The organism is Nocardioides sp. URHA0032 (assembly GCF_000620645.1).
Taxonomy (GTDB): domain Bacteria; phylum Actinomycetota; class Actinomycetes; order Propionibacteriales; family Nocardioidaceae; genus Nocardioides.
Genome location: NZ_JIAV01000018.1, coordinates 212,174 through 232,482, shown reverse-complemented (window position 1 = coordinate 232,482; position 20,309 = coordinate 212,174). Strand labels below are relative to the sequence as shown.

The following is a 20,309-nucleotide window of genomic DNA, read 5'->3' as shown; positions in this document are numbered from 1 at the left end:
GGACCGCGAGGCCGTCGAGGAGCTGACATGAAGAGGATCGTGATCGTCGGCGGAGGCTACGCCGGCTTCTACACCGCGTGGCGCCTGGAGAAGCGGCTGCGCCGCGGTGAGGCGGAGGTGACCGTCGTCGACCACACGCCGTACATGACCTACCAGCCGTTCCTCCCCGAGGTCGCCGCCGGCTCCATCGAGGCCCGGCACGCGATCGTGCCGTTGCGGCGGCACCTGCGCCGGACCCGGCTGGTCAGCGGCCGGGCGACGCGGATCGACCACGCCGAGCGCGTCGTGCACGTGCGTCTCCCCGACGGCTCCATGACGTCGTTCGGGTACGACGAGGTCGTGGTCACCGCGGGTGCGGTGACGCGGGTGTTCCCGGTCCCGGGCGTGCGCGAGGCCGCCATCGGCCTCAAGCACATCGAGGAGGCGGTCGCCATCCGCGACGCGCTGCTGACCGCGTTCGACCAGGCGGCCAGCCTGCCGCCCGGCCCCGAGCGGCAGCGCCGCCTCGGTGTGACGTTCATCGGCGGCGGCTTCAACGGGGTCGAGGGCTTCGGCGAGGTGTTCAGCCTGGCCCGGGCGCTCGTGCGCCGGCATCCGGGGATCCGGGCGGACGAGCTCGACTTCCGGCTGGTCGAGGCCTCCGACCACCTCCTCCCGGAGGTGACGCCGCGAGCCCGGGAGTGGGTGCGCCGGCACCTGGAGAGCCGCGGGGCGAAGGTCCACCTCCGCACGACCGTGACGTCCGTGCTCGACGGCCGCGTCGAGCTGTCGACGGGGGAGTCGTTCGACAGCGGGCTGGTCGTCTGGACGGCCGGCATCGCTGCCAACCCGGTCTCCGCCAGGCACACCGACCTGCCCGTCAACGAGCGCGGGCTCGTCGTCGTCCGCGCCGACCTGCGCGTCGGCACGCCGGACCACCCGATCGAGCACGCGTGGGCCGCCGGCGACGACGCCGCCGTACCCGACCTCGCGGCCGGTCCCGGCGCCTACACCGTCCCCAACGCCCAGCACGCCGTCCGCCAGGGCAAGCGGCTCGCGAAGAACCTCGTGGCCGTCCTGCGTGGCCGCGAGCCGAAGCCGTACCGCCACCGCAGCCTGGGCACCATCGCCACCCTCGGTCTCGGCCAGGGGATCTTCCAGTCCGGGCCGGTCACCCTCACCGGGCCCACGGCGTGGCTGGTGCACCGCGGGTACCACGTGCTGGCGATGCCGACCTGGGAGCGCAAGCTGCGCGTGGCCGGCGGCTGGCTCGGGGGATTCGTCCTCGGCCGCGACATCGCGACGCTGCAGACCGTCCAGCGCCCGCGCGCCGCCTTCCGGGAGGACGCCGAAGCCCGCCGGGCCGAATGAGGCGGTCCGCGTCAGGCGACGGCTCGTCGTCTCCGGACCTGGACACCGATCACCACCAGGAGCACCGCGACGGCCAGGAGCGTGGAGTAGCGGTCGACGCCGTGGACCACGTCGACGGCCGGCTTGCCGACGGCGTATCCCAGGCCGACGACCGGGCCGACCCACAGGAGCGTGCCGACCACGTCCAGGACCAGGAAGGTGCGCAGGCGCATCCCCGACAGACCGGCGACGACATAGATCAGCACCGACGGCACCGGCAGGTAGTAGGCCAGCACGACGGCCGCGGGACCGAGCCGCTCGGCCGTTCGCTCGAGCCGCGCGGAACGGGCTTCGCGCGTCGCCACGCCACGGGGCGACGAGCTGCGGCCCAGGGCCAGGTGCAGCGCCCGGTCACCCCACCGCCGACCCGCCCACCAGAAGACCCAGTCGAACATCATCATGCCCGGTACGCCGGCCGCCACCGCGACCCACAGGGGCAGCTCGCCCAGCCGGCTCTGGGCCCCGACCGTCACCTCGGCCAGGGTCGAGCCGCCGACGACCTCGAGCAGCAACGGGTGCGACCCGATCAGCGCCGGGACGAGCGGCCAGAGCGCGAGCGAGTACGCGACGTAGAAGCCGAGGAGCAGCGCGATGACGGTGTCCGCCCGTTCGGCCCCGTCGCCCCACGGGGCGGGCGGGCGACACACCGCCGCGCCCGGACTCACCGGGGCCGCTTCTGGATCAGGACGACGTAGCCCAGGGCGACACCCAGACCTGCCACGATCGGACCGAGCGTCTGGGCGGTGCCCGAAGCCGTGAAGGCCCAGATCGCCCCGAGGACGATCATCGCCAGCGCGACCAGCGACCACAGGATCTTCAAGGGGACGTTCTGGCCGCCGTAGCGGTGCTCGAGGTCCGGCTCGTTCATCGGGGCAAGGCTACTCAGCACGCCACGGCCGACCCCGCGGGCCGCCCCGGCACCGGACCCGGACCGACGCGGTGCGCCTCGATCGGATTAGCCTTGCTCGGTGGCAGAAGAAGTGCGCTGGTGGGACATCCGCCCTGCACAGGGCGGACAGGCGAAGACGTACACATGCCCGATCTGCGGCGGCCTCTTCATGGCGATGGTGCCCAACACCCTGTTGTCTCCGGAGGGCGATCGCGAGCGTCGCCGGCACGCGCACACCGCATGTGTGGCGCGACAGCGAAGGGACGGACACCTGCTCACGAAGGCGGAGTGGGAACAGGCTCGACGAGGGCCGAGGCCCACGAGGCAGTGGTGGCGCCGATTCCTCGGATCGAGCGGCCCGAGCCGCACCTGACCCGGTGACTCGTCCCGGACGTCAGTGGCCTCGAGGCGGCCGGTAGGCCGGGGCGATGGCCAGCCGCTCGAGCGGCAGCAGGAACCAGTGCCGTCGCACGCACCTGATCCGGGCGTGCTCGACCGGGCCGTCGGTGCTCTCGAGGACAGTGCGCCACTCGACCTCGGCGGCGCCGCCGCACTCGGGGCAGGACGTCAGGTCCACGACGCTCACCCGCGCAGGCTGGGGAGCGGGCGGTGCACCTCGGTGTAGCCGCCCTCGGGGCTGCGGAGGATGCGGCCCGTCTCGTAGCCCTCGAGCCGCTCCTCGCGCTCGTGGCCGGCGAGCGACCGGCAGAGCCAGCGCGTCGTCCAGAAGGCAATGAGGGGGCCGGCGAACAGGACGACGCGCAGCGCCGCCACCTGGGACTCGAACGAGATGTGCAGCTGGGTGGCGACCACGTCCGTGCTGCCGGAGAGCCAGAGGACGAGGAAGAACGTGACGCCCGCGGCGCCGAGGCCGGTGCGGGTCGGGTGCTCGCGCGGGCGGTCGAGCAGGTGGTGGTCGCGCCGATCGCCGGTCAGGCGAGCTTCCAGGAACGGCCAGCCGATGATCGCGGCCAGGAACACCGCGACGACCGCCTGCGGAACCAGCACGGTCAGGGACCAGGTGCCGCCGAGGCCGGTCACCTCCCAGCCGGGCGGGACCAGGCGCAGCGCGCCGTCGAGGAAGCTCGTGTACCAGTCGGGCTGACTGCCCGACGACGCCTGACCGGTCGAGGAAGGGCCGTGGAGCCAGACCGGGTCGATGGTCACGGTTCCGGCGAGCAGGACCAGGACGCCCGTGGTCACGAGGAACAGCCCGGCCGCCCGCACGGCGACCGCGCGCAGCGGCAGCCCGACGACGTCGGACTCGGTGCGACCAGGTCCCGGGAACTGGGCCGGCTGCCGACGCAGGACCAGGCGCAGCCGGAGTGCGAGCACGCCGGTGAGCAGCGCCGGCACGATCGCGACGTGGAGCCAGTACATGCGGGTCACCACGCTCGCGGGGAACTCGCCCCCCAGGAGGAGGAACGCGGCGCGGGTGCCGACGTACGGGATGGCGACCGCGATTCCCTCAGCGATGCGGAGCCCCGTGCCCGCGAGCAGGTCGTCGGGGAGGGCGTAACCGCTCCAGCCGGCCGCGAGGACGAGGACGAAGGTCAGCGCCAGGAGCACCCAGCTCCACTGGCGTGGCCGGCGGAAGGCGCCGGTGAAGAAGGTGGTGAGGAGCTGCAGCACCAAGGAGGCGGGCAGCACGAGCGCGGCCCAGTGATGGGTCTGCCGGACGAGCAGGCCGCCCGGCACGTCCAGGGAGAGGTGGAGGGTGCTGGCCAGCGCCTTCGACATCTCGACACCCTGGAGGGGCGTGTACGACCCGTCGTACCGGACGGTGTCGGACGACGGATCGTAGAAGAACATCAGCACGACGCCGGTGACGGTCAGGACCGCCAGGCATGCCACGGAGACGACGCCGAGGAGAGACGACCAGTGCAACGGAACGGCGCGGGTCAGGAGGGACCTCCTCGGCGTGGTCATGGCTCAGGCCGCCTGGTCCGACGTCACGGCTGCGAGTGCGTCGAGGATCGTCTCGGCGACCACCTCGGGGTGCGAGACCGCGACCGCGTGCGAGGCACCCTTCACCTCGACCACGGCCCGTGCGCCGGCCCGCTCTGCCTCCGCGCGCAGCTCGGCCGCCGGGATGTTGCGGTCGTCCTCGCCGATGACGAACCAGCTCGGCAGGGACTTCCAGCCGGGCTGGTCGGTCGGCAGGCCGTCGGTGAGCGCCTGCTGGGTGATGGGTCGCTGCGTGCTCGCCATCAGCGCGGCGACCGACGCGGGGACGTCGGCGCAGAACTGCTGGTGGAAGGACTCCGCACGGATGGCGAGCTCGTCGCCACCGGTCGTGACCGGGTAGGCCGTGAGCGCGTCGCCCAACGTGCTGCCCGGGTGTCGCGCCGACAGCTCGAAGGCGCTCTCGTTCTCGTCGGGCGCGAATCCCGCGACGTACACCAGGCCCACGACGGCCGGGTTCGCGGCTCCGGCGGCGCCGGTGATCACGATGCCGGCGTACGAGTGGCCGACCAGCAGGACGGGCCGGTCGAGCCCGGCGATCACGTCACGCAGGTACGTCGCGTCGCCGCGCACGCTGCGCAGCGGGTTGGCGACGGCCACGGCGTCGACGCCTCGAGCCTGCAGCTGCTCGATCACGCCGTACCAGCTGGAGGACTCGGCGAACGCGCCGTGCACCAGGACGACGACAGGGGACTTCTCGGACATGGTGGTGCTCCTTCGTTTCGGGGGGAGGGGGAGGCTCAGGCCGCGAATGCCTTGCGGAGGACGTGTACTGCCTGCTCCACGGCGCCCGTGGACGCGGCCGAGCTCCGCAAGGGGTTGAGCATCATGAAGTCGTGGATCGTGGCGTTGTAGCGGACCGTGGTCGTGCGGACGCCGGCTTCGATGAGCTTGCGGGCGTAGGCCTCGCCCTCGTCGCGGAGCACGTCGTTCTCGTCCACGATGAGAAACGCCTCGGGCAGGCCGGACAGCTCCGCGGTCGTGGCCCGCAGCGGGGACGCAGTGATCTCGTTGCGCCTCTCCTCGTCGGGGAGGTAGGCGTCCCAGAACCAGGCCATCGACTTGGCCAGGAGGAACGGCCCTTCGGCGAACTCGAGGTAGCTGTCGGTGTCCTGCGCGGCGTCGGTGACGGGGTAGTACATCGACTGGTGGCAGAACGTCACGTCACCGCGCTGCTTGGCCATGATGGCCACGGCGGCCGCCATGTTCCCGCCGACGGAGTCGCCGGCGACGGCGAGGCGGGAGGCGTCGAGGCCCTCGGCCGCACCGTTCGCGACCACCCATTGCGCGGTGGCGTAGGCCTGCTCGATGGCGACGGGGTACCGGGCCTCGGGGGACCGGTCGTACTCGACGAACACGACGGCCGCGTCGGCACCGGTCGCGAGGTCGCGGACCAACCGGTCGTGGGTGCCGGCGTTGCCGAGGACCCAGCCGCCGCCGTGGATGTAGAGCACCACCGGCAGCGCCTCGGTCGTGCCGAGCGGCTTGACGATCCGGACCCGCACGTCGCCGACCGCGGCCGGGACGGTGATCCACTTCTCGTCGACGTCGGGCATGGCGATCGGGGCCGCCTGCACGTCGTCGAGCACCTTGCGCGCCTGCTCGGGGGTCATCTCGTAGAAGTACGGCGGCTGCGCGGTGGCGTCCGTCAGGGCCTGCGCCTCGGTCTCGAGGTGGTGGTTGCTCATGGTTGTCCTTTCAGATGGGACGTACGTCAATCCGACAGCGCAGCCGTCGGACTTGTGACGGGTCAGCGAGTGGCGAGCGCCGCATCGGTGATCACGCGGACGACGGCACCGGGGTCCGTGATGAGACCGAGGTGGCCGGCCTTGAACCGCTCGGTCGTCGAGCCCGCCTTCACGGCCATCGCGCGCTGCGCACTGGCCGGGATGACCTTGTCCTGGGTGCCGATCAGGTACCAGCTCGGGATGGTGTCCCACGCCGGGATGCCGGACGGCTCGTTCAGCGCGCCGAGCGTCACCGGTCGCTGCGTGGCCCTGAGGGCGGCCGCGGTGTGCTTGCTGAGGCCGGTGGCGAACGACGTCAGGAACGTCGTCTTCTTCAGGTAGACGTCGCTGGTCGCGGTGGGCGGCAGCGTCGCCGGCACGAAGCCGAAGATCGTGGTCGGATCGCTCACCGACAGCGCCGAGCCGGGCCCGCCCGACAGCGACCGCAGCGGGATCGACGGGGCACCCTCGCCGCCCGTGACACCGCTCGTCACTCCCAGGGAGTGACGAAGCTGACGCCGTCGAGCTGCTCGTGCCACGCGAGCAGGTCGTCCGGAGTCAACTGCCGGTGCGCGGGCGCGCGGTCCTCGCGCGGCAGCGTCGGCTCGCTCAGGCAGAGCGGCTCCACGCCCACGAAGAGCAGGAGGGTGAGCAGCTCGCCGACCACCTGGCGCACGCTCGGCGCGCCGCACGTCGGGCAGCAGAACAGCAGCTCGGCGTGGGCACGTGGCTCGACGTCCATGCGGAGGATCGCGACGTCCATGGCGACGGCGATCTCGTCGTCGCAGCGCGTGCAGGTCATCAGTACCTCGGTCACGGGTCACCTCCTCGTCTGAACCCCCGACCGGACCGGATGCCGCGCCGTGACAGTCACATGCGCGGGACGTCCTCGCGTGGGTTCCCTACTCGAGCAGCCGGCCCTCGGTCGGGACCGGGTGCATCAGCTCGGCGAGGTGCGTCGGGATCGAGGCGACCGGCTCACGTCGGACTCCGGTGCTCGGCGACCAGACGAGGTTCACCTGCAGCTGCGGGTCCTCCCGGGGGAAGTCCGAGCGCTGGTGAGCTCCTCGGGTCTCGCGGCGTTCCAGGGCGCACTCCAGCGTGGCCCGTGCGGCCAGTGCCGCCGAGCGCAGGTCGAAGGCGTGGGCGAGGTCCTGGTAGCCGCTGATGTCGGTGTGCACCGCGACGTCGGCCATCCTTTCCTCGATCTCGGCCACCCCCGCTAGTCCCTCGAGCAGTCCGGTCTCGTCGCGGACGACACCCGCGTGCTCGGTCATCAGGTCGCGGATCGCACGTTGCAGGGCGCGGACGTTCTGCCCGCCCTCGGCGGCGAGCGACCGGTCGACCTCCGCCTCCGCGTCCTGGACGGCACCGAGCGAGCGGTGCTGCGAGCTCAGGCCGGCGGAGTAGTCGGCCGCGGCACGGCCGGTCAGCCTGCCGTAGACGAGCAGCTCGGCCAGGGAGTTCCCGCCGAGCCGGTTGGCGCCGTGCAGGCCGCTCGCTGCCTCGCCGATCACGAACAACCCGGGGACGTCGGTGCTGTGGTCGTCCGGGCGCACCCAGGCGCCGCCCATCGAGTAGTGCGCCGTCGGCGCGACCTCGACGGGGTCGCGGGTGACGTCGAGCATCTGCACGTCGAGGAGGGTGCGGTAGACAGCGGGCAGCCTGGTCAGGATCGTCTCCCGCGGCAGGTGGGAGAGGTCCAGCCAGACGCCGCCGGCCCGCGAGCCGCGGCCCTCCCGGATCTCGGTGTACGACGCTCGCGCGACCCGATCCCGCGTCGAGAGCTCCATCCGCTCGGGGTCGTAGCGCGCCATGAATCGCTCGCCGAGGTTGTTCAACAGCACGCCTCCCTCGCCGCGCGCGGACTCGCTGACCAGCGTGCCGGCGGCGTGCTCGGGCTCGAGCAGCCCGGACGGGTGGAACTGCACCAGCTCGGCAGCTCGAACTCGGCCCCCGGCCTCGACGACGAGACGCAGGGAGTCGCCGGTGTTCTCGTCCCGGCGCGACGACGTCCGCCGCCAGATGCGCGTGTGGCCACCCGTGGCCAGGATGACCGCGTCGGCGTGGACCAGGTAGCGGGAACCGTCGACCAGGTCGAACCCGTAGGCGCCGAACACCGACCCCTCGTCGACCAGCAGTCGGGTCACGTAGAGCGTGGAGATCACCGGGACCTCGAGGCTCGCGATGCGCTCGCGGAGCACCCGCAGCACCTCCAGGCCGGTGTGGTCCCCGGCGAACGCGGTCCGCCGATGCGTGTGCGGGCCGAACCAGCGCTGCTGGATCCGCCCGTCCGGCTGCCGGTCGAAGCGCATGCCGTAGCGCTCGAGGTCGTGGATCGCCCGGGCGGCGTTCCTGGCGACGACCTGGACCGTGCGCGGGTCGGCCAGCAGGGCGCTCTCCTGCAGCGTGTCCGCGGCGTGCTGCTCCCACGTGTCCGCGGCGTCGGTGGTGGCGAGGGCCGCGTTGATGCCGCCGGCGGCCAGCACCGTGTGCGGGTCGTCGGGGGCGCGCTTGCCCACGGCCAGGACGGCGACGCCGGCCTCGGCGAGCTCGATCGCCGCTCGCAGCCCGGCACCACCGGTGCCGATCACGAGCACGGACGTCGCGAGCTGGTGCTCACGATGCATGGGGCCTCCTCGACGCAGACGTGTCCTCGTCCGGCTTGACCGAGCAGGCGCGCCGGATGTGACGAGCCCGGGTAGCGTTTGCCCGGAACCGTCCCGAGGAGCCCAGGTGAGTGCGACACCGCTGCCCAGCCTCGTCGGCCGGGGTCCGGAGCGTGCTGTGCTCGACGACCTGCTGGCCGGCCTCCGGTCGGGTGCCTCCGGTGTCTGCGTGGTCAGGGGCGAGGCGGGTATCGGGAAGTCGGTGCTGCTCGAGTACGTCGCGGCGCAGGCCTCCGGCACCACGGTCACGCGTGCCCAGGGCATCGAGGCGGACATGGAGCTCGCCTACGCGAGCCTCCACCAGCTGTGTGCCCCGTTCCTGGCTGACCTCGGCGCGCTTCCGGACCCTCAGCGCGACGCCCTCCAGGTGGCCTTCGGGATGGCGGTCGGTGACCCGCCGGACCGGTTCCTCGTCGGTCTGGCCATGCTGACGCTGCTCACCCGGGCCTCGGAGACCCGGCCGGTCCTCGTCGTGGTGGACGACGCCCAGTGGCTCGATCAGGTCTCGCTGCAGACGCTCGAGTTCGTGGCCCGGCGGCTCCTCGCCGAAGCCGTCGCGATGGTGTTCGCGGTCCGCGAACCGGAGGGCGAGGCGGCGCTGCAGGGACTGCCGGAGGTGAGGCTGGGTGGGCTCGACCCGCTCGCCGCCGGACAGCTCCTCGAGGCGTCCGTCGACGGCCGGCTCGAGGACGGTGTGCGCGAGCGCGTGGTCGCCGAGACCCGCGGCAACCCGCTTGCGCTGCTGGAGCTGTCCCGTGGTCGGAGCGTCGCCGAGCTGGCGTACGGGCTGGACTCGGCGGACGCCGGCTCGGTGTCCAACCGCGTCGAGCAGGACTTCATGCGGCGGCTGGCCGCGCTGCCGTCGCAGACGCGCGCGCTGCTGCTGATCGCGGCCGCGGAGCCGGTGGGCGACGCCCGGCTGCTGCTGCGTGCCGCCGAGCTGCTCGAGGTGACGCCCGACGCCGCACCGGCGAAGGCGGCCGGCCTCATCGAGTTCGGCGAGTCCGTGCGGTTCCGGCACCCGCTCGCCCGGTCGGCCGTGTACCGCGAGGCCGACGCCGAGGAACGGCGAGCCGTGCACCGCGCGCTGGCGGAGGCGACCGACCCCGTGCTCGAGCCGGACCGGCGCGCGTGGCACGCGGCGCAGGCGAGCGACGGTCCGGACGAGGAGGTGGCGGCGCTCCTCGAGGAGGCCGCGGACCGGGCCCGGCAGCGCGGTGGGATGGCCGCCGAGGCGGTGCTGCTGGAGCGAGCCGCGGACCTGACGCCGGACCCGCGGCGGCGCGGCCGGCGGGCACTCGCGGCGGCTGAGGCACACTTCTCAGCCGCGGCACCGGACCGCGCGACCGAGCTCGCCTCGCTTGCCGACCTGAACCCGCTGAGCCCGCTGGACCGCGCCCGCCTCGCCCGCCTGCGCGCACGCATCCTGTTCGCCCGCAGCCGCAGCGACGAGGCCGCGCCCCTCCTGCTCGAGGCCGCCGCGCAGTTCACGGCCGCCGGATCGCCCCTGGCGCGGGAGACCTACCTGGAGGCGATCAGCGCCAACGTCTTCGCCGGCGTCGTGCACGGTCCCTCCGGCGCGCGCGCGGCCGCTGTCGCCGCACGGGCGTCGGGCGCACCCCCATCCGCCTCGCACGCCGCCGACCTGTTGCTCGACGGCGTGGCGACGCTTCTCGCAGAGGGCCCGGAGACGGGCGTCCCCGCGCTGCGTCGGGCACTCGACCCCTTCGCGGAGGAGGAGCTCGCCACCCGGGACGCCGCCATGCGCTGGCTCCTGCTCGTGCCCGTCGCCCTCGAGTCCTACATCCACCACGCCTGGGACCTGCCGGCCTGGGACCGGCTGGCCCGCCGGGCGGTCCGGGTCGCCCGCGACATCGGCGCGCTCGGCATGCTGCCACCGGCGCTCATCTACTCGGGCGGGGTCGACATCCATCACGGCGACTTCGCGGTCGCCGGCCGGCTCATCGACGAGGCGAACGCCATCACCGAGGCCACCGGCAACGCTCCCCACACCTATGCAGCCCTGGTCCTCGCTGCCTGGCGCGGAGAGCTGGACGCCGCTGCCGGCATCCTCGAGGATGCGCGCACCGCCGCGACGGAGCACGGCGAGGTCTCGCTCCTCGGGGTCACCGGCTTCGTCCAGGCCGTCATCTACAACGGTCTCGGGCGGTACGACGATGCCGTGGTCGCCGCCCGCCAGGGTGTCGACCACGATGGCTACAACTTCACCGGGCTCTCCCTCGTGGAGCACGTCGAGGCCGCCGTACGCTGCGGCGAGCTCGCGCAGGCCCGGGAGTCGGTCAAACGGCTGCTCGCCCTGACCGGTCCGGCCGGCTCCGGGTGGGCCGGCGGCGCCGCGGCCCGGTGCCGGGCGCTCGTGGCCGACGGGGACGAGGCAGACGAGCTCTACCGCACCGCGGTCCGCGAGTTCGCCCGCGACCGCGTCGAGGTCGAGGTCGCGCGCACGCACCTCCTGTACGGCGAGTGGTTGCGCCGCCACCGGCAGCGGGCCGCGGCTCGCGAGCACCTGCGTACCGCCCACGACATGTTCGGCGGGATGCGGGCCACGGCCTTCGCGGAGCGCGCGCGCCGGGAGCTGCTCGCCACCGGCGAGCACGTCCGGGTGCGCGACGCGGAGCCGGTCACCGCCCTGACGCCCCAGGAGGCACAGATCGCCACCCTGGCCGCGGACGGCATGACCAACCCGAGGATCGGCGCGGAGCTGTTCCTCAGCCCGCACACGGTCGAGTGGCACCTGCGCAAGGTGTACACGAAACTCGGGATCAGCTCCCGGCGCGATCTCGGGGCCGCCCTGGTGACCCCGGCCCCGGGGGCGTGACCCCCCGCACTCCATAGTCGGCGGAGGCCCGTGGGACGGTCCGCGGCGCTCCGTGGGAGGGCATCCACCGGGGTTGCCCACGGACCCGACCACGGACTTCCGGGGCGCGAGCGTGGTCCCTGCGGAACGAGGGTGGAGGCATCCCCACCACCCACCGCAGAGGAGCCCGCGATGTCCGCGCCAGGCCTGGAGACGACGACCCGCACGGGGACGGAGCTGGACATCGCCGTCGAGGTCTTCCTCGCGCACCGTACCCGTCTGTTCCGCGTCGCCTACCGGGTCACCGGTGACGTCTCGAGCGCCGAGGACGTGGTCCAGGAGGCCTGGCTCCGCTGGCAGCGCACCGACCGGTCGACGGTCAAGAACCCCGCGGCGTTCCTCACCACGGCGACCACGCGCCTCGCGATCAACGTCATCCAGTCCGCACGGCATCGACACGAGACCCCGGCCGAGGCGCCGCTGGCCGACCTGGTGGACCCCGCGTTCGACCCGACGCGCCGCGCCGAGCAGACCGCGGAGGTCGAGGAGACCCTTGCCCTGCTCATGTCGCGGTTGACGTCCGGCGAGCTCGCGGCGTACCTGCTCCGCAAAGGCTTCGACTACGCGTACGGCGACGTGGCGCGCCTGCTCCGCACCAGCATCCCCAACGCCCGGCAGCTGGTGCGTCGTGCGCAGACCCGCATCGACGGTGACCGCGACCGACCGGTGGACCCGGATCTGCACCAGCACCTGGTGACGGCGTTCCTCACCGCGTCCCGGAGCGGTCACCTCGAGGCACTCGAACAGGTCCTGACCCGGGACGTGGAGCCGGCGACCTGCTCGCGGACCGTGCGTCCACGCCAACGGACTGATCGCTCGCGCGCCGCCTAGGTTGGCTAGGCTCGTCCCGGGAGCCATGGAGCGAGCTAGCGGAGGGCCGGGGGCACTGCTCGGCCGGCGACGAGAGTGCGCAGCCCTCGACGACCTCGTGACGGGCGTCAAGGGCGGTGCGAGCGCGGCCGTCGTCCTGCACGGTGATGCCGGGATCGGCAAGTCCGCGCTTCTCGACCACGTGCGCGACACCGCCGATGGTTGCCGGGTGGCGCGGGCTTCGGGCGTCGAGGCCGAGGTCGAGCTGGCCTTCGGCGGCCTGCACCAGCTGTGCGCGCCGTTCCTGGACCGGTTCGACCGACTGCCGGGACCGCAGCGGATGGCACTGGAGACGGCGTTCGGCCTCAGTGCCGGCACCCCGCCCGACCGGTTCCTGGTCGGGCTCGCGGTGCTCACCGTGCTGGCCGGCGTCGCCGAGGAGCAGCCGCTCGTCTGCCTGGTCGACGATGCCCAGTGGCTCGACCAGGTGTCGGCGCAGACGCTCGCCTTCGTCGCGCGGCGGCTGCACGCCGAGCGGGTGCTGCTGGTGTTCGCCATGCGCGACCCCGTGCGCGGGCACCCGCTCGACGGTCTCCCGCGGCTCGAGGTGCGGGGCCTGGACGACCGCGCCGCGCGGGCGCTCCTGTCGACCGTGGCCCCCAGTCGCTTCGATCGCCGGGTGCGCGACCGGATCCTCGCCGAGGCCCGGGGGAACCCGCTCGCGCTGATCGAGCTGCCCGGCGCCCTGACCAGCGCCGAGCTCGGCAGCCGTCCGGACGACCCGGAGCGGACGACGCTGACCAGCCAGCTCGAGAGGACCTTCCGGTCGCGCGTGCGTGCCCTGACGCCAGCCACCCAGCGCCTGCTGCTGGTGGCCGCGGCCGAGCCCGTGGGGGACATCGCTCTCCTGAGGGACGCCTCGCGCCGGCTCGACCTCGACGTGGACGCCGCCGTCGCCGAGGCCGAGGAGTCCGGCCTGCTCACTGTCCGCACGATGGTGCGGTTCCGGCACCCGCTGGTGCGGGCGGCGGTCTACCGCTCCGCGGCGCCCGAGGACCGGCGCGAGGTCCACCGAGCGCTCGCCGAGGTCACCGACCCGGACCGGGAGCCGGACCGGCTGGCCTGGCACCTGGCCAGCGCCACGACGCAGCCCGACGAAGCGGTCGCCGCAGGGCTGGAGCGGGCGGCGGCGCGGGCCCGCGCGCGCGGTGGCGAGCGCGCGGCGGCCGCCTTCCTGGACCGGGCCGCTCAGCTCACGCCGGACCCGGTGCGGCGGGGGTCGCGCGCCCTGGCCGCAGCACGCGCCAAGGGCCGTGCGGGCGAGTTCGACGAGGCACTGGAGCTGCTCGACGAGATCCGCTTCCGCCCGCTGGACGACCGGGAGGCGGCCGAGGCCACGCTGGTGCGAGGGCAGGTACTGTCCGCCTCCCGCAGCCCGAGCGCCGGACTTCCCCTGCTGCTGGAGGCTGCGCAGCAGTTCGAGAGGCTCGCTCCCGGCCAGGCGAGAGAGACGTACCGCGACGCCTTCTACGCGGGGTACACCGCCGGCCAGCTGCCTGGCGGCGAGAGCATCGACGAGGTGGCCGCGGCCGTGCTGGCGATGAGGCCGCCGCGGCACCCGACGCGGTCCGACCAGCTGCTCGAGGGCGTGGCCCGCCTGTACGCCGACGGGTACGCCGCCGGCGTACCCCTGATCCGGAAGGCGCTCACCGCCTACTGCACCGGCGGCATCTCCGCCGTCGACCTCGCCTGGCTGCCGCTGGCCTGCCGGATGGCCCACAACGTCTTCGAGGATCGGGCCTGGGCGGAGCTGCCGGCGGCGATGGTCGAGCTCGCGCGCGAGGTCGGGGCGCTCTCACTGCTCCCGTCGGCGCTGCTCCTCGAGCTCTCCAGCCGGGTGCACGCCGGCGACCTCGTGGCCGCCCGCACCCTCGTCGAGGAGTCCGAGATCATCGGCGAGGTGACCGGCAGTGCGTTCTTCGGCCACTACGGCGCGCTGGTGCTCGAGGCGTGGCTGGGCGACGAGGACCGGACTCGCGCCGCCATCGCCGTCGTCGTCGAGGACCCGATGCTGCGAACCGAGGGGAAGGTCCTGACGGCGACCGAGTGGGCGGCGGCGGTGCTCGACAACGGACTGGGCCGCCACGAGGAGGCGTACGCCGCGGCCGTTCGCGGTTCGGCTCATCCCCAGGAGATGGGGCTGGCGATCTCCTCGATGATCGAGCTGGTCGAGGCGGCCGCCCGGATCGGGCGGCTCGATGAGCCGGAGGCCGCGGAAGCGGCCCGGCGGTTGGCGCACCTGACAGCCGTGTGCGGCGGCGACTGGGCGCTCGGGACGGGGGCGTACGTCGCGGCGTTGCAGGCCTCCGGTCCCGACGCGGATGCGCTCCACCGCGAGGCCGTCGAGCGGCTCGAGCGCACCGAGGGCCGGTTGATGGCAGCGCGAGCGCGGCTCGCGTACGGCGAGTGGCTGCGTGCCGCCGGCCGTCGCGCCGAGGCCCGCGACCAGCTGGTCGCCGCGCATCGACAGCTCAGCCGGATCGGCGCGCGGGCGTACGCCGAGCGTGCCCGGCGCGAGCTCGCCGCGGCCGGCGTGGCCACCGAACGTCCGACGCCGCAGACCAGCGCCGAGCTCACGGCGCAGGAGTCCCAGATCGCCCGGCTCGCCGCCGCCGGCCTCACGAACCCCGAGATCGGCGCCCAGCTCTTCATCAGCGCACACACGGTCGAGTGGCACCTGCGGAAGGTGTTCACCAAGCTGGGAGTGCGATCCCGGAAGGACATCGGTGCGGCCCTGGCCGAGAGTGTCTAGGCCGCGAGACGGGTGACGTCGAGGACTGCGGCGACGAAGGCATCGGGAGCCTCCTGGGGCAGGTTGTGCCCCGCGGCCGGCTCGCCAGGATCCGCTCCAGGACGGTGTACTCCGGTGCTCCCCGAGCCTGTCCGAGCCGGTGCCGGTACGAGTGCAGCACCAGTCGACGTGATCGGGGTTGTCGAACGACTCGGCCGTCCGGTCCAGCGTGGCGCGGTCGTGCCGCCGTCGAGGAAACGGGTCGGCCAGTGGCCGCGGAGGTACGGGACGATGACGCGGTACCCGTGCAGCAGGACGGCCGCCGGCCCGTCCGGCGGTCCGGTCTCGAGGTAGGCGACGTCCAGGACGTCCGTACGGACGTGCTCCAGCGGGCTCATGGTGGTCCTCTCGTGGTCACGAACCGGTCGGTGACGCGGTCATCACGGGTGACCGGGAGCCCGCCCGGCCCGTGACGAAAGGGACGACCATGAGCGAGCTCAGCCGCCTGGAGGCAGAGATCGACGCCGAGCTCCGGCACGTCGCGTCGAGTGCCGACCCCGCCGACGCCGACGAGCCCGAGCGGACGCCGTACGAGACCCGGCTGCGGAGCCTGCACGACGCCGTCGTCGCCGTCGAGGAAGGCGAGAGGCGATGACGGGGGAGGCGCTGCGTCGTCAGAACGCTCAGCTGGTCGCCCGGCTCGCCGACGCGGCGGGGGACCGGCGCGAGGCTGCGATCGAGTCGCTCGTGCTGGCCAACATCGACGTTGCCCGTTCGGTCGCCAGGAGGTACGTCGGGCGCTCGCAGCTCGGTCCGGACCTCACCCAGGTCGCGTGCCTGGCACTGGTCCGTGCGGCGCGGGAGTTCGACCCGGCGCGCGGCGAGTTCCTCGCATACGCGATCCCGTGCATGACCGGAGCGGTCAAGCACTTCTTCCGTGACTCGGCCTGGACGATCCGGCCGTCGCGGCGGGTGCAGGACCGGCACCTCCGGACCGAGGGCCTCTCGGACCACGTGGTGTCGGGCGTCGTCGTGGCGTCACTGTTCCGGCCGCGCAGCCTGGACCTCCCGCGGCTCGGCGAGGACGTCCCGATCGGCGTAACTCTCGCCGACGAGGAGGACCGGACCTGGGAGCGGGCCGAGGCCCGCCTGCTGCTGTGGCCGCACCTGCGCGCGCTGCCGGAGCGGGCCCAGCGGGTGCTGCACCTGCGGTTCGTGGAGGACCGGACCCAGCAGCAGATCGCGGACGAGCTGGGCATCACCCAGTACCACGTGTCACGCCTGCTGACCCGCTACCTCGACCAGCTGCGGGACCTGATGGGCGAGGCTGCGTGACCGGTGGGCTGACTACGGGGCGTCCCGGCAGGGCTCGTTGCGCAGGCTCGGGCACGGGGGAGCGGCAGCGTCGACGCTGAGCCCGGGGATCACCGGGAGGACCAGTCGGGAGGGGTGCTGCGGCGACGAGGCCACGTCCACGACGGCCGCCTTGCCCGCCGGCCGCGCGTCGGCGAACGCCCAGATCGGCTGCTCGCCACCCGGCGCCGAGATCGTGACCCGGATCTGCGAGCCGGCGCGGTAGGCGTGGCCCTGGAAGTAGAGCGGGATCACCACCTTCGTGTACCGGCCGCTCGGCATCGGGCTGACGTCGGCGGCCCGGAGGGTCGGGATCGGCTCCAGGAGGCTGGGCTGCTGCTTCATGATGTTGTCGGCCGAGGTCGCGAGCTTCCGCTCGCTGCCGCGCAGCCAGCCGCTCTGGACGAACGTCTCGTGGCCGTCCCGGACCTCACTGACCGTCGCCTGGAAGTCGAGGTCACGCGCCGACGACTTCACCCACAGCTGCACCGCGCCCGCGCCCACCGTGGTGACGTCCTTCTCCAGTGGCGCCGAGACGTACGAGACGGCGGTCCCCGCCCTCCGCTGCTTCCAGTCCCAGCTCCACTGGGAGGCGTTGCCCCACAGCGCGCCGGTGCCGGTGCCGCCGGCGAAGTCGGTGCCGGGCAGCAGGCTCGGGTCCGAGCGGTAACGGTCGACGTGCTGCTTCCCGGGCGCGTTGTCGGCCAGCGCACCGGCGCCGCCGAGGTACCACGACTCGGCCTTCGTGCCGGGCACGGGCAGGGAGTCGAAGGAGTGCTCGTAGCCCGGGTAGGGGTCGCCGGGCTGGTTGGTCCCGAGCGGCCCGGTCCCCGCGCCGTTGTCGAACAGCACCCGCACCGGCTGGAGCTGCTCGAACGCCGCCAGCGCACCGTCGTACGTCGGCTGGAGCTGGATGGGGTCGGTCGGCAGCGTGATCGGGTCGCTCGCCGGGATGCCCATCGCCTCCTGGTAGATCACCGGGGCGGCCGCGCGCACGACGGCGGCGTTCATCGCCGGAGCCTGGTCGGCCACGTAGAGCGAGAGGAAGTCGTACCAGCGGTTCAGCGTCTCGGGGTCGAGCGAGTCGATGTGCGCGCCGTTGGTGAAGGTGAACCACTTCTTCTTCGTGCCCGTGAAGTGGCGCACCAGAGACGGGCAGTGGCCGCCGGTCTGCTCGTCCTCGAACTGGCACGCCATGAACGTCGGCACATCGATCTCGTGCACGAACGACACCGGGTCGAGCGGGTCCGCCACCTTCGGCCGGTAGTGGCTGTTCGCGTGGATCTTGGACATCAGCGACGCCGCCTCGCCGTGGAGGACCTGGTTGTCCTGGCACACCGTGTCGCCGTCGGCGACCCGCTGCTCGGCGTACGGCTGCGTGCCCTGCGCACCGGTGCCGGCCGGTTGGGCCTCCTGCTGCCGCTCCTTGGCCCAGGCCACCGCGAAGCCGGTGTTGAGGTTGCCGCCGGGGTACAGCGTGGTGGCGGTCGCGTCGATGACCGAGAGCGGCGAGATCGCCGCCAGGTGCGGAGGCCGGGTCTGCGCGGTGAACAGCTGGCTGATGCCGCCGTACGAGATGCCCATCATCCCGACCTTGCCGCCCTTGACCCAGGACTGGCGGGCGATGGTCTCGACGATGTCGTAGCCGTCGATCGACTGCAGCGGCTCGAAGAAGTCGAAGGCGCCGCCCGAGCAGCCGGTCCCGCGCATCTGGATGTCGACGACCGCGAAGCCCATCACGTTCGCGACCGCCGCGATGCCGTTGGTGGGGCCGTCGGGGTTGGCGTAGCCGTAGCCGGAGTACTCGATCAGCGTCGGGTACGGCGGCGCGTAGTCGGTCCCGGTCGGCACCGGCAGCGGCGCACCGCCGATCCCGGCCGGGTCGGTGGGCGGGTGCACCGAGTAGGCGAGCTTCGTGCCGTCCCGCGTCGTCAGGTAGCCGTACCCGTCGTCGGGGATCGTCTGGCTGTAGATGCTCTTGTTCCACTGGTGCGGGCTGGTGCCGTGCACCGTCACGGGCCCGGACGTGTGGCCACCGGCCTTCACCCGGTAGCCGGTCCCGGGCTTGACGTCGCGGAACAGCACCCCGCCCAGCGAGTCCGCCTCCTGCTGCTTGACGGTGTCGCCGTGGGAGTCGATCAGCGTGGCCGTCGTGCCGCCCTCGAGGCCGACGGCGTACACCTGCCGCGCGCTGCCGTGCGCGCTGAACCCGCCGCCCGACGCGACCGCCGGCGGTCCGTCCACGACGGCCAGGCCGAGGAGCACGAGGGAGAACGTGGCGAGAAGAGCGGCTACGGCGCGGAGTCTGGGGGCGGGCACGGCAGGTCAACGAAGTCCCGGTGCGTCAGGTCACGGAGGCGGCTGCGAGCGGCTCAGGAGATGTCCGCCGCCGGCGGCCACTGGGCCGAGGCGAAGGCGTGCGTGTCCCGGAGGAACTCGAGCAGGATGCCGTCGGGATCGTCCGCCTGGCGCACCACCTCGTACGGCAGCACGAACTCGCGCAGCTCCTGGTCGTAGTAGCTCGCTTCATGCCGCGGCCGCTGATCGCGATAGCCATCTGGTTCGGGATAGGCGTAGGCGTAGAACACGCCCTCCTCCGCTCCCCCCGGCCAGTAGCCGCAGGACGACACCTCTGACCGGTAGGCCTCCCGCATGACCCAGTCCGGGCAGTGGGGAACACCGCCCGGGTGAGGGGGAGCGGGCCGCCCTGAGAATCGGGTGACCGCGAGGTCGAACGCCCCCCAGAAGAAGTGCACCGGGCTGGCCTTGCCGGCGAACTCGGCACGGAACTGGGTCAGGACGCGATGTGCGGACGTCAGCGATCGCCAGAAGGCGTTCACCGCCGACGAATCATAGCTGTGGTGCGCCGTGTCCGCAGGGAACGGGACCGCGGCCGGGATCTCGGTCGGCATGGGATTCAGTTCCACGCCCACGTCGAGATCCACCAGGCACTGCAGGTAGTCACCGTAGAAGTCGGCCACCGTACGCGGCGCCAACGGCAGCGCACGTACCCCGCCGGAGACCGTACGCAGCACCAGCTGGTGAGCGACGAAGTCGAAGGTGACCTCCAGGCTGTCGTGGGAGCCCACCGGCATCAACGACGTGGTCAGGCCGACGGAGTTCACGTACAGGGGGACGTTCCACCAGTGGTTCAGCAGGGGCGTCAGGGCAAGGCGGGTCTTGCCGACCATCTGCGTCCAGAGGTGCAGGGTGTCGCGAGTCGACTCCCACGAGCGAACCGGCAGCGCCGGCCACTCGTACCGCAGCTGCTCGGATGCCGGTCCGGACGCTCGTCGGTCCATCGCGTTCCCTCTTCCTCGACGGCTCGCACCAGTATCACCCGCCACCACACTCCCTGCACGACCCCTCGAGGGGCCAGGGTGGATCGCTCAGGCTGCCAGGGCCGACCATCCCGGCGCCGGCGGGGGAACGCAGGCGCAGTCGTTGCTGCAGGGGAGATAGGTGTGCATCGGATGTCGACACTTTCCACACAACCGATCGTGCGAGAGTCGGACGTGTTCGTGTCCAGGTTCAGGTTCAGGTTCGGGCGTGTCCCACATGGCGCGCCTCCTTCCAGGCGGTTCTCGGCTCCGGCGAGCATCTGGGCAGGGGCTTGCTCGCTGTGGGATCGACACCGGTCCGTCGGGAGCCGGAGAGGACCCTGACTCCGTGGTCGCGGTGCCGGCGTGCGATGCGGGGGCCGAGCAACGCGATACTGCCGTCGACGACATGCATGGCGGTCCTCCTCGAGATTCCTGCATTGTTGACCGCGGCGACCACGCAAGTCGTGACGTGGCAGGAGCCAGGGTCTGTCGGCCTCGTCCGGGGCGGTCCGGGT

The 20,309-nt window shown here is 72.8% G+C and carries 17 protein-coding genes; 6 read left to right on the top strand and 11 right to left on the bottom strand.

Annotated features, from left to right (window positions below; genetic code table 11):
* Positions 1 to 27 precede the first annotated feature (27 nt).
* Complete coding sequence (locus N538_RS0107970; RefSeq protein ID WP_028636879.1) at positions 28 to 1,350, top strand: NAD(P)/FAD-dependent oxidoreductase; 1,323 nt, start codon at positions 28 to 30, stop codon at positions 1,348 to 1,350.
* A gap of 11 nt (positions 1,351 to 1,361) precedes the next feature.
* Here the strand turns inward: N538_RS0107970 and N538_RS24345 are convergent, their stop codons facing one another.
* From N538_RS24345 to N538_RS0107925, 9 genes are all read right to left on the bottom strand, one after another.
* The gene (locus tag N538_RS24345; RefSeq protein WP_155992003.1) at positions 1,362 to 2,054 is read right to left on the bottom strand and encodes a DedA family protein; all 693 of its coding nucleotides are present in this window, start codon (positions 2,052 to 2,054) and stop codon (positions 1,362 to 1,364) included.
* On the bottom strand, positions 2,051 to 2,257 hold the full coding sequence (locus tag N538_RS28345; RefSeq protein ID WP_028636878.1) for a hypothetical protein: 207 nt from the start codon (positions 2,255 to 2,257) through the stop codon (positions 2,051 to 2,053). The genes N538_RS24345 and N538_RS28345 overlap by 4 nt, the downstream gene beginning before the upstream one ends.
* Positions 2,258 to 2,672: 415 nt before the next feature.
* Positions 2,673 to 2,864, bottom strand: coding sequence for a hypothetical protein (locus N538_RS0107955; protein ID WP_028636877.1), 192 nt, complete (start codon positions 2,862 to 2,864; stop codon positions 2,673 to 2,675).
* Positions 2,861 to 4,207 (bottom strand): cytochrome bc1 complex cytochrome b subunit, encoded by a 1,347-nt coding sequence (qcrB, locus tag N538_RS24340; protein ID WP_081790355.1) that lies wholly within the window; start codon positions 4,205 to 4,207, stop codon positions 2,861 to 2,863. The genes N538_RS0107955 and qcrB overlap by 4 nt, the downstream gene beginning before the upstream one ends.
* 3 nt (positions 4,208 to 4,210) lie before the next feature.
* Complete coding sequence (locus N538_RS0107945; protein ID WP_036569831.1) at positions 4,211 to 4,948, bottom strand: alpha/beta fold hydrolase; 738 nt, start codon at positions 4,946 to 4,948, stop codon at positions 4,211 to 4,213.
* Positions 4,949 to 4,983: 35 nt separating this feature from the next.
* Positions 4,984 to 5,931, bottom strand: a complete 948-nt coding sequence (locus tag N538_RS0107940; RefSeq protein ID WP_028636875.1) for an alpha/beta hydrolase — start codon at positions 5,929 to 5,931, stop codon at positions 4,984 to 4,986.
* A 62-nt stretch (positions 5,932 to 5,993) separates the two neighbouring features.
* Positions 5,994 to 6,464, bottom strand: coding sequence for an alpha/beta fold hydrolase (locus N538_RS24335; protein ID WP_051548964.1), 471 nt, complete (start codon positions 6,462 to 6,464; stop codon positions 5,994 to 5,996).
* Positions 6,461 to 6,787, bottom strand: coding sequence for a hypothetical protein (locus N538_RS0107930; RefSeq protein ID WP_028636874.1), 327 nt, complete (start codon positions 6,785 to 6,787; stop codon positions 6,461 to 6,463). Before N538_RS0107930 ends, N538_RS24335 begins: the two co-directional genes overlap by 4 nt.
* A gap of 85 nt (positions 6,788 to 6,872) precedes the next feature.
* A complete protein-coding gene (locus tag N538_RS0107925) occupies positions 6,873 to 8,600 on the bottom strand; it encodes an FAD-binding protein (RefSeq protein WP_028636873.1) in 1,728 nt (575 codons plus the stop codon).
* 106 nt (positions 8,601 to 8,706) lie between these two features.
* Between N538_RS0107925 and N538_RS0107920 the strand changes: the two genes are divergently transcribed.
* From N538_RS0107920 to N538_RS0107895, 5 genes are all read left to right on the top strand, one after another.
* Positions 8,707 to 11,478 (top strand): ATP-binding protein, encoded by a 2,772-nt coding sequence (locus N538_RS0107920; protein ID WP_028636872.1) that lies wholly within the window; start codon positions 8,707 to 8,709, stop codon positions 11,476 to 11,478.
* 171 nt (positions 11,479 to 11,649) lie between these two features.
* A complete protein-coding gene (locus N538_RS24330; protein WP_081790354.1) occupies positions 11,650 to 12,348 on the top strand; it encodes a sigma factor in 699 nt (232 codons plus the stop codon).
* 25 nt (positions 12,349 to 12,373) lie between these two features.
* Positions 12,374 to 15,139, top strand: coding sequence for an ATP-binding protein (locus N538_RS0107910; RefSeq protein ID WP_028636871.1), 2,766 nt, complete (start codon positions 12,374 to 12,376; stop codon positions 15,137 to 15,139).
* Between the two features lie 466 nt (positions 15,140 to 15,605).
* Positions 15,606 to 15,773 carry a hypothetical protein gene (locus tag N538_RS28340; protein WP_155992002.1) on the top strand — a complete coding sequence of 56 codons (168 nt, stop codon included), beginning with the start codon at positions 15,606 to 15,608 and terminating at the stop codon, positions 15,771 to 15,773.
* Positions 15,770 to 16,453: a sigma-70 family RNA polymerase sigma factor gene (locus tag N538_RS0107895; RefSeq protein ID WP_028636869.1), complete on the top strand. Its 684-nt coding sequence runs from the start codon at positions 15,770 to 15,772 to the stop codon at positions 16,451 to 16,453. The genes N538_RS28340 and N538_RS0107895 overlap by 4 nt, the downstream gene beginning before the upstream one ends.
* Before the next feature lie 12 nt (positions 16,454 to 16,465).
* On the opposite strand, the gene N538_RS0107890 is transcribed toward N538_RS0107895, so the two are convergent.
* Entirely contained in the window at positions 16,466 to 18,790 is a 2,325-nt protein-coding gene (locus N538_RS0107890; protein WP_081790353.1) for a CocE/NonD family hydrolase, read from the bottom strand.
* Between the two features lie 53 nt (positions 18,791 to 18,843).
* The gene (locus tag N538_RS0107885) at positions 18,844 to 19,773 is read right to left on the bottom strand and encodes a DUF5996 family protein (protein ID WP_036569828.1); all 930 of its coding nucleotides are present in this window, start codon (positions 19,771 to 19,773) and stop codon (positions 18,844 to 18,846) included.
* Between the last annotated feature and the right edge of the window lie 536 nt (positions 19,774 to 20,309).